Here is a 16,197-nt window from a genome sequence, read left to right as displayed (position 1 = left end):
TTCGCTTAAAGCTGCCAGCAGAAAAAATAAGCAAATTATTTTTAAAAATTATGCTTTGAATACCAAGATGGCATACTGATACGCAGTTTTTCCGCAAAAACGCAAAGTTTGGGCTGCATTTGAAGCATCATCCAAACTTAGGGACAGACTAATTTAGAGATAGGCTAATTAAGGACGGAATTCTTTTAATTCACGTTGAATAAAATGCTGAATCATATCGTGATACAAACGCTCGACCATGTCAGGATCGACTGCATGTTGCACAGCTAATGCACGGACTTTTTCAATCACTTCTTTCACGCGCTGCGGCGATTGCACATCTTCCACAGTCTGTTTATGGCGCATGACCTGATCGACATAAAACTGACGCGATGCAATCAGTTCAATTAAAGCCACATCAATTTGGTCTATTTTGTCACGTGCTTGTTGTAATGATTTTACTTTTTCATTGTTCATGGGCTTGGGCTACACTTTCAGTTTCGGTTTCACTCTTATACTTTTCTTCTAACACATTACTGAAAATACTTTCAATCATCCACACCCGATATAAGCTATTAAACACGTAGCTTTGCCCATCTATACGCAATTCCAACACAGGAAAATCGGGCTGAGATTTCATTTCACACAGCATATCATTTTCTTTGAGCAACTCAGTCACATCCGCTGTGGTCAGTTGATCTAACTCGAGTTCACGCTGCATACGCTCAAAATGCGCTTTAAAGGATAAATCCTGTCCCCTCGTCCACACTGCCTGCAAAATGCGATACATGGCATCGACACGCTGTTCTTCAGGCACACTGTAATACAGTTGTGCCATTTGATAAGTCGCCTGTTCGGTCGGTCGGCAAAACGGCGTAAACGCAACATCGGTACGTTTAGATAAACGTGTTGCCAAACTCCAGTCAAAATAGTCACGCCCATGATAGGATAAGGGATACACATTCAAATGAATATTGTAATAGGCGGCCAATTCTTCTTTGATATACGCCAATAACAACCAAGAAATCGGGTCTTCCAGTGCGATGTATAAGTCCAATTCAGGGTCAAGCGCCTGAATTTCATTGAGTTCTTCGGCATCACTAATTAAATGTTCACACCATTCAATATGATTGATCAAGAAAATAGGATTATCGGTCAGTAATTTTTGTTGTTTTAAACGGCGGGTCAGACGCAATAAATCATCGACTGCATGATATTTACGTCCACCAAACTCAAAATAACTGGCCAATACAGGTGCATCATTAAAAACCCGTTCAGGAAAATCCTGAATTTGATGATGACGGCTGGCCATGGCATATAAGGTGCGTAATTTACCCGACTGCTTTTGCCATAGCATGTGGAACACATCTTCGAGTAAATACAAGAAATCCTGACCACGTAACGGCGTATGCCGCAAAATGGTTTCTGCCTGCATTAAAGCTTCTGCAGTCGGTGGTTCAGGGGTATCATGAAAACTAAAACGGTGTTGTTTGGCAAGAATTTTTGCATCTTGAATACAGTAATTTTGCCATTCTGCAGCCGACATTTGGTTCGGTGCATCGCCACTTTGCCGCGAAATCACTACGGTTAAAGGTTTTAACTCATCGGCCAGAATATCTTCTAATTGCGGTAACTGCTGTACCGCCAAATAGCTATATACATCATCTAGACGTAAATACACACTCAGTCCGTGTTCCGTGGACAACACCGATTGCCGAGATGGTTTTTGATAAAACCAACTCGATCGGATCGGATCGAACCAACGGCGTAACAGTGACATGAGATCAGCCTCTAAAAGAAAATCCTTGTGGTTTAGGGACAAGCCACATGCAAATCATGTGCGCTCGTCTTTCAATAGTACACAAGGATTTATATCAATTCATATAAAAATGAGCAATTAGACCTCTAAATTCAGATCAGTCACTGCACCTTTTTCTGCACCCGATGCCAATTTAGCAAATTTCGCCAATGCACCGTGGGTATAGTTTGGCTTTGGTTTGACCCATGCCGCTTTACGTGCTGCCATTTCCTCTTCTGACACATGCCAAGTCATTTCGCGGGTTTCAGCATTAATCGAAATTTTATCACCATTTTTCACCAGACCAATTGGCCCGCCTTCATATGCTTCTGGGGTCACATGCCCAATGACAAAACCATGACTACCGCCCGAAAAACGTCCATCGGTAATTAACGCTACTGAGTTACCCAAGCCCTTGCCAATAATTGCAGAAGTTGGTTTCAGCATTTCTGGCATACCTGGGCCACCTTTAGGGCCTTCACCGCGAATCACCACCACTTCACCTTCTTGCACTTCGCCATCTAAAATGCCACGCATCGCACCAATTTCACCTTCAAAGACGCGTGCAGGCCCTTCAAAATACAAGCCTTCTTTGCCTGTAATTTTTGCCACTGCACCCGTAGGCGATAAATTGCCTTTTAACACCACCAAGTGTGAATCTTTTTTGATTGGCGCATCAAACGGTAAAATAATTTGCTGACCTTCAGGATAATCGGCAACATCGGCCAAGTTTTCTGCCAAAGTTTTACCTGTAACCGTTAAACAAGAACCATCGAGCATGCCTGCATCTAACATACGTTTCATCAATGGTTGAATTCCGCCAATGGCAATCAGCTCCGACATTAAATACTTGCCCGATGGACGTACATCGGCCACCACTGGGGTTTCCTGACCAATACGCACGAAATCATCCAGTGTGAGTTCAACCCCTGCAGAATGTGCCATGGCAATCAAATGCAACACACCATTGGTCGACCCACCCAAAGCAATCAATACTTTAATGGCATTTTCAAAGGCAGATTTGGTCATAATGTCACGTGGTTTAATATCCAGACGTAACAAATTCATCACTGCTTCGCCTGCACGTTGGCAATCATCCAATTTTTCTTGAGAAACAGCTTCTTGTGCCGAAGATCCCGGCAAACTCATGCCCAATGCTTCAATGGCCGATGCCATAGAGTTCGCGGTGTACATGCCGCCACACGAGCCTGCACCCGGCAAAGCCACTTCTTCAATCTGCTTGACCTGAATTTCGTTAATTTCACCTTTGGCATGCTGACCCACGGCTTCAAACACCGAAATAATATCGGTATGTCCTGCACCCGGTTTAATCGTGCCGCCATAAACAAACAAGCCTGGTCGGTTTAAACGCGCCAGTCCCATAATGCAACCTGGCATGTTTTTATCACAGCCACCAATGGCAATCACACCATCATAGGCCTGACAGCCCACCACAGCTTCAATTGAATCGGCAATGATTTCACGTGAAACCAACGAATATTTCATGCCTTCGGTGCCGTTCGAAATACCGTCTGAAATGGTGATGGTATTAAAAATAATGCCTTTACCACCCGCCTGATTCACGCCTGTTTCTGCTTCACGCGCCAAGCCATCAATATGCATATTACATGGGGTGACATTGGCCCAAGTCGATGCAATGCCAATAAATGGACGAGTAAAATCTTCATCCTTAAAACCCACCGCACGCATCATGGAGCGTGCAGGTGCATTTTCAATGCCTTCATAGACTTCGGCTGAATGTTCGCGGATATTCTGTTTACTCATGGCTGATTCCTTAGCAAGATGGGTGAAATGACGTGCTCATCATGACGATTTATTTTATTTTTCATTGTATCGAAAGCGGGCAGGATGTAAACGAAAATGCCTGTCTAATTTCATTGCTCAAATTTGCTGCGATACTGACATTGCTCATTGGCAGGCTCATAAAAAAGCACCCCAATTTTGGAGTGCTTTTTTGTGGCAGCTTAAATTGCTAAGTACTGCTTAGATTTCACGTACCGCACCTTTTGCCGCACTGGTGGTGTGCATAGCATAGGCTTTCAACGCTTTAGAAATTTTACGTGGACGTTCTTCTGCAGGATGCCAGCCTTTAGCTTCTTGCGCTTCACGACGTGCCGCCATGGTTGCGTCATCTACCGCCAAGTGAATGCTGCGGTTTGGAATATCAATTTCGATACGGTCACCATCTTCAACCAAACCAATCGCACCACCTTCAGCCGCTTCTGGAGAAACGTGACCAATTGAAAGACCTGAAGAGCCGCCCGAGAAACGACCATCGGTCAGTAAGGCACATTCTTTACCTAAACCTTTCGATTTCAAATAGCTGGTTGGGTAGAGCATTTCTTGCATACCTGGGCCACCACGTGGGCCTTCGTAGCGAATCACCACCACATCACCCGCTGTAATTTTACCACCCAAAATCGCGTCTACTGCAGCATCCTGACTTTCAAAAACACGTGCTGTGCCGTTGAATTTCAAAATAGAATCATCTACCCCTGCAGTTTTGACAATACAACCATCCAAAGCGATGTTGCCGTAAAGTACCGCCAAACCACCATCTTTAGAGAAGGCGTGTTCTGCATTACGAATCACACCATTGTCACGGTCACCATCTAAACGTGAATAGTAACGGTCTTGTGAGAATGCAGTTTGGGTAGGTACGCCGCCTGGTGCAGAACGGAAGAACTGGTAAACGTCTTCATTTTCGGTACGAATAATGTCCCATTTATCTAAAGCATCTTTTAAGGTTGCTTCGTGAACCGTACCTACAGAAGTGTCCAATAAACCTGCACGATCCAGCTCACCTAAAATAGACATAATGCCGCCCGCGCGGTGTACATCTTCCATGTGAACGTCTTGTTTTGCAGGTGCAACTTTACACAAAACAGGTACTTTACGTGATAAACGGTCAATATCATCCATGGTGAAATCCACACCTGCTTCATTGGCAGCCGCCAACAAGTGCAATACGGTGTTGGTTGAACCACCCATGGCAATATCCAATGTCATGGCATTTTCATAAGATGCTTTGGTTGCAATTGAACGTGGCAATACGCTGTAATCGTCTTGTTCATAATGGCGTTTGGCCAATTCCACAATCAACTGACCTGCTTTATCAAACAGTTTTTTACGGTTGGCGTGAGTTGCTAGAATTGAGCCGTTGCCAGGTAGAGATAAACCTAAGGCTTCTGTTAAGCAGTTCATTGAGTTGGCAGTGAACATCCCTGAGCATGAACCACAAGTTGGACATGCTGAGCGCTCATATTCAGCGACTTCTTCATCGGTATAGTTGTCATCTGCCGCCACAATCATCGCATCAATCAAGTCAATCGCGTGTTCCTTGCCACGAATTTTGACTTTACCTGCTTCCATTGGGCCGCCAGATACAAACACCACTGGAATGTTTAGGCGCATGGCAGCCATCAGCATCCCTGGGGTAATTTTGTCACAGTTGGAGATACAGACCATAGCATCGGCACAGTGCGCGTTGACCATGTATTCTACCGAGTCGGCAATCAAGTCACGTGATGGCAATGAATACAACATGCCGTCATGGCCCATGGCAATCCCGTCATCTACGGCAATGGTGTTAAATTCTTTGGCAACACCACCTGCCGCCTGAATTTGTTCTGCCACCATTTGACCGAGGTCTTTTAAATGCACATGGCCAGGTACAAATTGGGTAAATGAGTTGACCACCGCAATAATCGGCTTACCGAAATCTTCATCTTTCATACCCGTTGCACGCCATAAGCCGCGTGCACCCGCCATATTTCTTCCGTGTGTCGATGTTTTTGAACGATAGTCAGGCATTATAAAGTTCCAACTTGGTTGTGCTGAAATGAATCTGAAATTCATTCTGGCGAAATAATACTGTTTGCAAGATCTGTATCACTGCAAAACATTTTAAGAATCTTTGTATTTTACTACAGCTTGAGGTAGTAAGGCTGCTGCTTTACCGACTTTATGATGGATAAAAAGTGACGAAAACCCACAGCGCCTTGTTGATCATACTGAAATGAACTACTCAGTGCTAAAGCAACCGAGTTTCCGTGATGCAGCCTAAGCTGCACACTTCTCTTTTGACGCTTCATCGGTACAGCGAGAAAAAGCTTTAACACTCTTTTTCGTCTTACGAACACCTCCACGCCCACTAGATGACAAGTGATTGTCATCCAACAGTGTTCCACTGTCTAAGATTAATTTTACTGCCCTCTGTTTAATCACCATTGCTGCATTATGATCTGCATTGTCAATGTGTCCACAATTCACGCATTTGAACCTGTCTTGGCTCTTGCGATTGTCGGGGTGAGTGTGACCGCATGAAGCGCACTCTTGACTGGTGTAAGCAGCAGGGATACTAAAAACTGCTTTTCCTAATCGTTCCGCTTTGTATTTCAGGAACGATGCGATCTGGTACCAACCTACATTGAGGATCGCCTTGTTTAAGCCAGCTTTCGCTTTGGCTTTATTTGGAATGAAACGACCTAACTCATCTTTTTTCGGTGCAGGCTTCTTAGTCATCTGCTTGGTATTTAATTTCTCAAATACAAAAACTTTACCAAATCCATTAACCAATGCATGGCTAGTTTTGTGGGCAAAATCCTTGCGGATATTAGCTTTCTTTGCATGATGCACCGCAATACGATGTTTGGTTCTTGCTCTGCGGTTAGAGTCTTTTTGTTGTTGTGATAGTTTCCGTTGCAGGCGTTTGATATAGCGATCCGCTTTAGATAGGTGATTCTTCTGCTCTTTGGAGAAATCAAATTCTCTATGCTCTGCATGAACAGGGATAACCACGCCACGATCAATACCAACCACAATGTCTTGTAGCTGTTCTGCTGTCATACCACGTAGATATTCTAGATGTTCTTCGGGCTTGATTACTTGAATATCCTGATCATCTTCATAGCAAAATGACACAAAGTATTGACCACGTTCTTTACGGATGTAGAGGGATTTAGGCTCGTTAAAATCAGCATGAATCCCAAACTTTAAAATTCCGATGTTATTGGTTTTCGTACCAATAAATAGATGCAGTTTGCCAAACTGGTCAGGCTCGAATCTGAACAATTCACGGGTGAAGTAAATTGAGCCTTTATCTGTTTTCTTTTTACGCTTCGGACGACCACAAATGCCACTTTTAAACCTATCAAGAGTTTCTTTCCAATTGCTTGCTGAATTTCTCAGGATTTGGCTAGGGCATTGTTTTAGCCATGCGCTGAGTTCTTCTGATTTAAAGTGTGAGTATTTTTGATCTTGCGTTTCATAATATTGATTGTAAGGAGTGAACTTACGTGCAAAGCCACGGAAGTATTTATCTTCATCGCACTTAGCATTCCAAATAAAACGAGCGCAACCCATCCACTGACTAAGGATCAGCTTTTGATGATTGGTTGGATACGCTCTTAATTGGATGCCTGTTAGCAATGAAAATGCTCCTAAAAATACAATTTAATTATAACATAAAAAAGTGAATCTATAATACAAACTAATGATATTTAACGACAATTTTAACTTACTATAGTCATATTAAGAAAAGAGCTGGCTCACCCTTAAAAGGGCGAGAATGCACTCTAGAATTTATTGTTCAATACAAAACTTTCATGAATAATTTTTAAATTTTGCATTATTATGGTCTGTTGACATTTCATAAATGGCTTGCGCTGTAGGCTAAAACTGAGCAGATTAGGCATGAAACGCAGGGAATAGCGAGACTATTGCCAAGTTTCGTAACGCAATCTGAGAAAGTTTTAGCCACATGAGCAAGAACAAAGCGCTGCTTTGTTTGTTGCGCAAGGGGACAAGGTGGATTTGTTACAACCCGTTCCGACCTTTGAGCCGCAATTTGTTATAATTGCCGCGTCATCTAAAACTATGGGTTGATTTCCATTGAAAATCGTTTTTGCAGGTACGCCTGAATTTGCTGCAAGCGCTTTGGCAGCACTCCTGAACACCGAACATGAGATTGTCGCGGTTTACACTCAGCCTGATCGTAAAGCAGGACGCGGACAAAAACTCACAGCATCTGCGGTGAAGCAATTGGCACTACAACACGATCTTCCTGTCTATCAACCTTTGCATTTTAAATCATCTACTGAAGAAGGTCTGGCGGCCCAACAAGAATTGGCTGCATTGAATGCCGATGTGATGGTGGTTGCAGCCTATGGTTTAATCTTGCCACAAGTGGTTTTAGATACGCCTAAATATGGCTGCTTAAATATTCACGGTTCTTTATTACCACGTTGGCGCGGTGCAGCGCCGATTCAGCGTGCCATTGCCACAGGTGATACCGAAACAGGCATCACCATTATGAAAATGGCAGCAGGTTTAGATACGGGCGATATGTTGTATAAAACCTTGTGCCCAATTACTGCAGCAGACACTTCTGCCACTTTACATGACAAACTGGCGCAGCAAGGTGCCGAAGCGATTGTTGAAGTATTGGCTTCCGAACAGAAATTACAAGACTATTTGGCTAGGCGTGAAGTGCAAGATGAAGCCTTAACGGTGTATGCACACAAACTGACCAAAGCCGAAGCGCAAATTAACTGGTCACAAACTGCAGCCGAAATTGACCGTAATATCCGTGCCTTTAACCCGTGGCCTGTGGCATTTATTCCTTTAGATGACACTCAAAACTTACGCGTATGGGGTTCAGCATTATCAGATGAATCTGCACAGGGCAAAGCTGCAGGCACAATTTTAAAATTGGACAAACAAGGCGTACACGTCGCTTGTGGCGATCAACAAGCAGTATGCTTAAACTCGTTGCAATGGCCAGGCGCTAAACCGCTGAATCCTGTGCAAATCATTCAAACTCAAAAACTTCAAACAGGACAAGTTCTCGCATGAGCCATACTGAATCAGGCAACTCACATTTGAACTTGCGTGCCCAAGTTATCCGTACGCTATTGGCTGTACAACAAGGGCAATCATTGGCGAGCATTTTACCTGCACATTTAAGCAAAGTCGCAGAACGTGACCGTGCCTTGTTTCATGAGCTGGTTTTGGGCACCTTGCGTCAATGGTATGCCCTAAAAAGCATTACCTTACCGTTGTTGGTGAAACCACTCAACAACGAAACTGTTGAAACCTGTTTATATGTTGGCTTATATCAAGTGCTTTGTACCCGTGTACCCAGCCATGCCGCAATTTCCGAAACCGTAACTGCAGCCAAACAATTGGGCTATGAAGCACTCAGCGGTGTGGTGAATGCGATTCTGCGTCGTGTTTCACGTGAAACATCCGAATTTCAAACGGCTTTGGCGCAAGCGCATGGTTTACCAAGTTGGTTGTATAAACGCCTGAAAAAAGATTGGCCTGAGCAATTAGAACAACTGACGAACACTTTAAAGCAAACTGCCCCCCTGACCTTAAGAGTCAATACACGCCAAATCAGCCGTGATGACTATTTAGAAATTTTGCAGGAACAAGAGATTGCTGCAGAAGCTTGCACCGTATCTGCAGTTGGTATTGTGATGCTGCAAAATGTGCACATTCCAGACTTGCCTGGTTTTGATGAAGGCGTATTTTCCATACAGGACGAACATGCCCAACTGTGTGCAACGCTCTTGCCAAATTTAGATGGCAAAGTCGTGGTCGATGCCTGCGCAGCCCCTGGTGGTAAAACAGCACATCTGCTCGAAAAATTTCAGCCTAAAAAATTGATTGCCTTAGATCAGGATGCCAAACGTCTGTTACGTGTCAGCGAAAACCTAGAACGCCTGCAACTGAATCAAGAAGCGCAAGTCGAAATTTTGGCTGCTGATGCAACCACATGGAATGCCAGTGAAGCGGTGGACTGTATTGTATTGGATGCGCCATGCTCTGCCATTGGGGTCTTGCGTCGTCATCCAGATATTCGTTTGCTGCGCCAATCTAGTGATATTCAGCAAACGGTGGCATTACAGCAACAGATTTTACAGCAGATGTGGCAGCAACTCAAAGTTGGCGGCACCTTGCTTTACATTACCTGCTCGGTTTTAAAAGCCGAAAATGAACAGCAAATGCAGCAATTCTTTGCCGAGCATCAAAATGCCAAAGAAGTCAAACTAGATGCAGATTGGGGTATTCCACAATTATATGGACGCCAATTATTGCCGCAAGAAGGACGCGGTGATGGTTTTTATTATTGTCGTATTGAAAAAACCGCCTAAGCTGTTTTTGTTTTAACGATTCTTCTCATTGAATAGCCTTTCCAATAAAATAACCCTTGAATCAATCAAGGGTTATTTTATTTAGTCGGTGCAATGCTTTACAGCATCGTACCCATTCAGCAAAATGCTTAGTCTTCAAGTTCATCTGGGTTTTTGATCAAGTGAATCATCGCCAAAACCAAACCACCCCAAAGTACCACTGTTGAAATAATCAACATCACCAAAGCAGATGTATTCATCTTATTTCTCCGCTGCGTCTTGATCTTTTAAACGACTAAACAATACCGCACCAATAATAAAGAGCGCCACGGTACCACCACCCACGGTAAGTAAAATGTGTAATGGATAACCCCCATAGCCTTCTGCAAAAATAGATTTAAGGGTTAAAGCTAAAGCGACTAGCAATGAAAGTGGAGTCACGATGGTTAATAGGAAATTCCAGCCCCAACCCAATTTAATACTTGAGTATTGGTTAACGTGTTGCTGCAATTCTTTGAGCAATGGACGACGGAACCAAGTCACCAAAATAATCGACAATAAACCACCACCAACAATACCAATGTTGTTGGCAAAGTAGTCAATGATGTCGACAAAAGTAATCGCACTATGGGTAGAGAATAAAATGGTTGAAACAATAGCTGAACCACCCGCAATGATGGTTACTGCACGCTTACGCGACCAACCCAGTTTGTCTTGGAACGCAGCAATCGGCACTTGCAGAATACTCACCATTGAGGTCACCCCTGCAACCGTCAATGAAGCGAAGAATAAGATGCCAAATAAATCGCCACCTGCACCCAAGCTAGAAATGATTTTTGGGAATGCAATAAAGGCTAAACCAATACCACCCGAAACCACATCATCTACCGATGAACCTGCGCTGTACGCCATAAAACCAAGCGCAGCAAAAATACCAATACCCGCTAAAATTTCAAAAGATGAGTTTGCGAGTGCAACCACCAAGCCTGAACCAGTCAAGTTAGTTTTACGTTTTAGGTATGATGAGTAGGTCAACATAATCCCGAACCCGACTGAAAGTGAGAAGAAGATATGACCAAAGGCAGCTAACCATACTTTATAGTTCGTCATCGCTTCCCAGTTAGGCGTAAAGAAGGCATTTAAGCCATCAACTGCACCCGGCAAACGTAAAGCTTGAACCACGAGAATAGAGAATAAAATCAGCAAAAGTGGTATAAAAATTTTATTTGACAGCTCAACCCCTTTTTTCACACCACCATATAAAATGAACATCACTACCGCCCACACGATGACTAAGCCAATAAATAAGGTGGGTACAAAACCAAAGGCTAAACCTTCACCATTTTGTAAGTAGCTTGTGAAAAAGAATTTTTCAGTGTCTGTTCCCCATTGCTGACCAATGGAATAGAACATATAACTGCCTGCCCAAGACAATACGCTGGCATAGTAAATACCAATCAGCAAAGTCACCATCACCTGCCACCAGCCCAATGCTTCACTGTTCATGAGCTTTTTATAAGCGGTTGGTGGTGCTTTACGGTATTTATGCCCAACTGCATAGTCCAAAAACAGCAATGGCAAACCTGCGGCAAAGATCGCAATTAAATAAGGGATTAAAAATGCACCGCCGCCATTTTCATAGGCAACATAAGGGAAACGCCAAATATTACCCAACCCGACCGCAGAACCAATAGCTGCGATAATAAAGCCTGATCGTGCGGACCAACTCTCACGAGAATCTGTCATAGAACACCTAAACTTCAGGTTATTTTTTGTTGCTTGTTTTTTAATTCTTACCTTTTATATAAATAATTTGCTTTTTCATTAGCTTAAATTTACTTTATATAACGGTACTTTAGCGCACACAAAAAATATCCTGCAAAAAATGAAAATCTGGGTGTTTGCTTTAGAGTCACACCTTTTGAGCATCAAATTCTAAAGGTCAAACAGCGAAATATTCGGAAAATCTTGCTTAAAGTCTTTGCCCAATATTGCGCTTTTGTATGGCTTAACAATACTCATTTTTGAACAATTTTTCTGTAAATTCTGCTTAGAAAGATACTTTTCGTATGCATTTTTTAATCAAGCGTTCAAATTCCACTCCATTTTGACTTGATTTTTTAGTTATATATCATATAACTATTTGGAATGAAATTGTGATGCTATTTGAGTTATTTTACTTTTCATCTATTTTAGCAGCGCTGTAGCTTATTAAACCACAGCACTGTAATCAATCATCTCAAAATTCAGAGTTAACTCATCCTTTCTCTTTATTTCTCTGTACACGACAAATTTCACAGAACCCTTATCCTATCAGGATTCTGCTTTCTTAAAATTGCCAAAATTTCCTTAAACTCTTCTTTTTTCCCAAAACCAATTAAACGCTGAATCGCCATTTGAACATAGTCTAAACCATAGCGAAATAAACTCATTGAGAGTCGTCCATGCTTCTTTATTTTTATCGCTTTTTTTTGATCATGTTGCCATTCACCCGTTAAGTAACACCAACAGAAGCTTATAGCTAACACCGCAATCAATTTTTTCACTCGTCTAGGGTCTGTCAAGCGCGTATTTTCAAGATTAAACCCGCGTCCTTTGAGACAACTGAATAAGGTTTCAATTTCCCAGCGTAATGCATAATCCTGAATAGCATTGGCATTAAACTGAGGAGAAACGACGAGTAAAAGCTCTCCATTTTCTAACTGTAGTGCACTTATATATAGTTTCACCCGACCAACCAAAATCCGTCGTTTACGACATTCAATTTGACCAACTTTAAGATGGCGAAATAAATCACTAATTTTATGATTCTTTCCTAAATGATTGGTGACAATGAAGTTTTTTTAACACGAATGCAGAAGTTGATGTCTTGTTCAATTAACCATGTAAACCACTGCTCACCGATAAACTCTCTGTCTGCGAAAAACTCTCTGTCTGCGAACACATTCACAATACGGTCTTTACCAAAAATGGCTATAAAGCGTTGAATCAAAGCAATACGCTCTTTCGTATCTGAATTTCCACGTTTATTAAGCAATGTCCAAAGGATAGGTATCGCTATTCCACGATAAACGATTGCGAGCATCAGGATATTAATATTTCGTTTTCCCCATTTCCAATTGGTTCTATCTAAAGTCAGTTGCACTTGGTCGAATGAAAACATATTGAAAATCAACTGAGAAATTTGACGATAATCAAAATACTGACCTGCAAAGAAGCGCTGCATACGTCGATAAAATGATTGTGGTAAGCACTTGATGGGCAAGGCTTTAGATGCAGAAGAAAGATTACATGTTTGCTTTAAAATAATCACAAGCATGATGAGCGCAAAGCACTTTAAATGTGACTTGTTCCATTTTAGAGATTTGTTTAAGATAAGATATAACTCATTGAGATGTGTCATAGTATTCGTCGTTAGAAAACAATTATTGTGACATTATTTCAATGAGTTATCTATTTTTGTCGTGTACAGAGTCTTTATTTATAACGATGCATCATTAGATCAGATACTTAACGCTTAATTACCAATAAACGCTCTTCCTGCATATCCCGAATAGCTGATTGAATTCCCTCACGCCCTAAACCCGAATCTTTGACGCCACCATAAGGCATATTGTCCACACGGAACGATGGAATATCATTAATAATCACCCCACCGACCTGTAACTGATCCCATGCGTAAAGCATTTTTTCCAAGCTTTGTGTATAAATACCGGCCTGTAAACCAAAACGACTTTGGTTGATACGTGCAATTCCTTGCTCAAAAGATGAATATTTTTCCAAAATGGCAACAGGGCCAAAAACTTCATCTTTATAAACTTCCAAGTTTGGATCGACCTGTTCCAATAAAGTCGGCTCAAACATCACACCTTTCAGCTCGCCACCGACCAATATTTTTGCGCCTTTTTTCACCGCTTTATCAATCCACTTTTTCAAGCGCTGTGCTTCAGCTTCCTTAATCATTGGCCCGACCAAAGTGCTGTCCAAATTAGGATCTGCTGCTTTAATTTTCTTGAGCTGACTCACAAGTTTCTTTTTCAGTTCAGCATACACGTCGGCATGCACAAAAATACGTTGCACACTAATACACACCTGCCCTGCATGATTATACGCCCCACCAATTAAGCGATGAATCAATGCATCATTCAGTTCAGTATCGGGTTCAATCATCACCGCTGCATTGCCGCCCAACTCTAGCGTTACTTTTTTACGTCCTGCACGGGCTTTCATATCCCATCCCACCACATCTGAACCGGTAAAACTGAGCAGTTTAAAGCGGTCATCGGTCACTAAAACATCGGCTTGCTCACGCTCACAAGGCAATACCGAAAACGCACCTTGAGGTAAATCTGTTTCAGCCAACACTTCTGCTATTTTCAATGCTGAAATAGGCGTGGCGCTAGCAGGTTTTAATACAAAAGGACAACCTGCAGCAATCGCGGGCGCAATTTTATGTGCGGTTAAATTCAATGGGAAATTAAAAGGACTAATTAAAGACACGGCACCAATGGGTACATGCTTAACCATCCCTTGATAATTCGCAGCAGCAGCCGTCACCGCCAACGGTAAAATACGTCCTTCATCTAGTTGCGACACCGCATCTGCCGCAATTTGAAAGGTATTGATCAAACGCTCGACTTCTGCCATCGCGGCCAGACGAGGCTTTCCACCTTCAGCAATTAAAATTTCGACCAATTCTTCACGCATATTTTGAAAACGCTGTACACAATGCAGCAGAATTTTTTGTTTCTGAAATGGCTGTAATTTTGCCATTTCGGCTTCTGCTTTGACGGCTGCACGAATAGCTTTTTCAATACTTTTTTCATCGGCAAGTGCGACACGTGCATATAATTTTTGAGAATACTTATGCTGAACGGCTAACCATTGTCCTGTTTCTACTGCTTTATTGGCAAGATAGAGCGGGTAATCGACAGGTGGATGGACATTTTGCATACTGAAATCCTCTTTTTTTGGCGCGAATTAGGCTATATTTTTACAAGAATTTTGATTCTAGAAAATGTATGATGCGCTAAGTTAGACAATATTTCACATGATTTTTTGTCACGAGAACATCACAACACCATTCATCCAAAATGATGATGACAAAATATTAGGGTTTATATGCTTACATTACAACGTTTTGCTTTAGCATGCAGTTTAATTGGTTGTTCAGCGGTGCATGCCGATATTATTGGGGTAAAAGCCAGTGTAGATTATTGGAAATATAGTGCAGACTGGAATCAGGCTCAGTTATCTCCTAACTTGGATGATGATTTTGCCTTACCTTTCAGTCTGGCAGTAGAACATCCTATGCCTTTTTTACCCAATGCCAAAATTAAGCATGTCAATTTGCAGGCCGAAAGCGAGCAAAGCGCTGCTGGTGTAAAAATCAATCAGCTAGATTTAGATTATTCAGACTTCATTTTGTATTATGAAATTTTAGATAACATTGTTGCAGCAGATGTTGGATTTGGCGCAAAAGTACTCGAAGGCGACTTAAGATCGAATTTGTTTTCAACACAAGACATCAGTGAAACGTTACCTATGCTTTATGCAGAAGCAGCAGTCAAATTACCATTTACGGGTTTAAGTGCCAAAGCCGAAGCCAACTATGCTAAAAATAGCGACAATGAAGTTCGTGATGCTCAGGCAGAAATTAAATATAACTTTATTGATGCGATTCTGGTGGATGTCGGGTTAAAAGCGGGTTATCGCATCTTAGACATTAAACTGAATCAAGATTCCAACCAAGAAACTCTATTAGAGTTTAAAGGTCCATATTTAGGCTTAGAAGCACATTTCTAAGTATTTGATATTTATATAACTTTAAAACCCTTAAATTATTTTTAAGGGTTTTTTCTTCTTCTTAATATATTCTTTTTACATAAAAAAACACCCCCAACGTTAGTTGGGGGTGTTTGAATAATGAGCTGGCGATGACTTACTCTCACATGGGTAATCCCACACTACCATCAGCGCGAAGAGGTTTCACTTCTGAGTTCGGGAAGGGATCAGGTGGTTCACTCTTGCTATAGTCGCCAGCACAACTGTTATGGACTTGTTCGGGTCTTAGTTACATTGCTTTTGCTTGATGCTTTTGCATGTAATGCCTTACTTGGTTCCAAATGAGTTATTAACAGGTTGGCTATTGGGTCTGAAGTTTATTGTTTAGCGTTCACTAAATCAAGTTTTTGTTTGATCGTTAGATCAATATGAAATCGATTGATCCTCACTTCTTTCGAAGTTCGTACAACAACTGCT

General features: G+C 42.0%; 12 protein-coding genes and 1 rRNA gene. 3 read left to right on the top strand and 10 right to left on the bottom strand.

Going from position 1 to position 16,197, the window contains the following annotated elements; genetic code table 11:
- Positions 1 to 168 precede the first annotated feature (168 nt).
- From K1T76_RS00150 to K1T76_RS00130, 5 genes are all read right to left on the bottom strand, one after another.
- Positions 169 to 456, bottom strand: coding sequence for a chorismate mutase (locus tag K1T76_RS00150; protein WP_230243679.1), 288 nt, complete (start codon positions 454 to 456; stop codon positions 169 to 171).
- Entirely contained in the window at positions 446 to 1,759 is a 1,314-nt protein-coding gene (locus tag K1T76_RS00145; RefSeq protein ID WP_096902370.1) for a hypothetical protein, read from the bottom strand. Before K1T76_RS00145 ends, K1T76_RS00150 begins: the two co-directional genes overlap by 11 nt.
- Before the next feature lie 117 nt (positions 1,760 to 1,876).
- Positions 1,877 to 3,562, bottom strand: coding sequence for a dihydroxy-acid dehydratase (gene ilvD / locus K1T76_RS00140; RefSeq protein ID WP_230243678.1), 1,686 nt, complete (start codon positions 3,560 to 3,562; stop codon positions 1,877 to 1,879).
- Between the two features lie 219 nt (positions 3,563 to 3,781).
- Positions 3,782 to 5,611, bottom strand: coding sequence for a dihydroxy-acid dehydratase (gene ilvD, locus K1T76_RS00135; RefSeq protein ID WP_230243677.1), 1,830 nt, complete (start codon positions 5,609 to 5,611; stop codon positions 3,782 to 3,784).
- 249 nt (positions 5,612 to 5,860) lie between these two features.
- The gene (locus K1T76_RS00130; protein WP_230243676.1) at positions 5,861 to 7,228 is read right to left on the bottom strand and encodes an RNA-guided endonuclease InsQ/TnpB family protein; all 1,368 of its coding nucleotides are present in this window, start codon (positions 7,226 to 7,228) and stop codon (positions 5,861 to 5,863) included.
- Positions 7,229 to 7,690: 462 nt separating this feature from the next.
- Here K1T76_RS00130 and fmt point away from each other — a divergent pair, with 462 nt between their 5' ends.
- Positions 7,691 to 8,653 carry a methionyl-tRNA formyltransferase gene (gene fmt, locus K1T76_RS00125; protein ID WP_230243675.1) on the top strand — a complete coding sequence of 321 codons (963 nt, stop codon included), beginning with the start codon at positions 7,691 to 7,693 and terminating at the stop codon, positions 8,651 to 8,653.
- Positions 8,650 to 9,957 (top strand): 16S rRNA (cytosine(967)-C(5))-methyltransferase RsmB, encoded by a 1,308-nt coding sequence (gene rsmB, locus K1T76_RS00120; RefSeq protein WP_230243674.1) that lies wholly within the window; start codon positions 8,650 to 8,652, stop codon positions 9,955 to 9,957. Before fmt ends, rsmB begins: the two co-directional genes overlap by 4 nt.
- Positions 9,958 to 10,085: 128 nt before the next feature.
- Here rsmB and K1T76_RS00115 read toward each other — a convergent pair whose 3' ends face one another.
- The 4 genes from K1T76_RS00115 to K1T76_RS00100 all read right to left on the bottom strand — a co-directional run bounded on the left by K1T76_RS00115 (position 10,086) and on the right by K1T76_RS00100 (position 14,889).
- The gene (locus K1T76_RS00115) at positions 10,086 to 10,196 is read right to left on the bottom strand and encodes a methionine/alanine import family NSS transporter small subunit (RefSeq protein ID WP_004970370.1); all 111 of its coding nucleotides are present in this window, start codon (positions 10,194 to 10,196) and stop codon (positions 10,086 to 10,088) included.
- Between the two features lies 1 nt (position 10,197).
- Entirely contained in the window at positions 10,198 to 11,682 is a 1,485-nt protein-coding gene (locus K1T76_RS00110) for a sodium-dependent transporter (protein ID WP_230243673.1), read from the bottom strand.
- Positions 11,683 to 12,230: 548 nt separating this feature from the next.
- Positions 12,231 to 13,339 (bottom strand): IS4 family transposase gene (locus K1T76_RS00105; RefSeq protein ID WP_230243672.1). Its coding sequence is split into 2 segments (ribosomal slippage): positions 12,231 to 12,781 and positions 12,781 to 13,339, totalling 1,110 coding nucleotides; the frame shifts between segments, so codons are not numbered across the junction.
- Positions 13,340 to 13,446: 107 nt separating this feature from the next.
- Positions 13,447 to 14,889 carry an aldehyde dehydrogenase family protein gene (locus K1T76_RS00100; protein ID WP_230243671.1) on the bottom strand — a complete coding sequence of 481 codons (1,443 nt, stop codon included), beginning with the start codon at positions 14,887 to 14,889 and terminating at the stop codon, positions 13,447 to 13,449.
- 168 nt (positions 14,890 to 15,057) lie between these two features.
- On the opposite strand from K1T76_RS00100, the gene K1T76_RS00095 reads away from it, so the two are divergent.
- Positions 15,058 to 15,741, top strand: a complete 684-nt coding sequence (locus K1T76_RS00095) for a TIGR04219 family outer membrane beta-barrel protein (protein WP_230243670.1) — start codon at positions 15,058 to 15,060, stop codon at positions 15,739 to 15,741.
- A gap of 123 nt (positions 15,742 to 15,864) precedes the next feature.
- Here the strand turns inward: K1T76_RS00095 and rrf are convergent.
- Positions 15,865 to 15,979 (bottom strand): 5S ribosomal RNA (rrf, locus tag K1T76_RS00090).
- Positions 15,980 to 16,197 lie beyond the last annotated feature (218 nt).

The organism is Acinetobacter sp. PW68, from assembly GCF_020982655.1.
Taxonomy (GTDB): domain Bacteria; phylum Pseudomonadota; class Gammaproteobacteria; order Pseudomonadales; family Moraxellaceae; genus Acinetobacter; species Acinetobacter towneri_A.
This window is presented reverse-complemented; position numbering and strand designations above follow the sequence as displayed.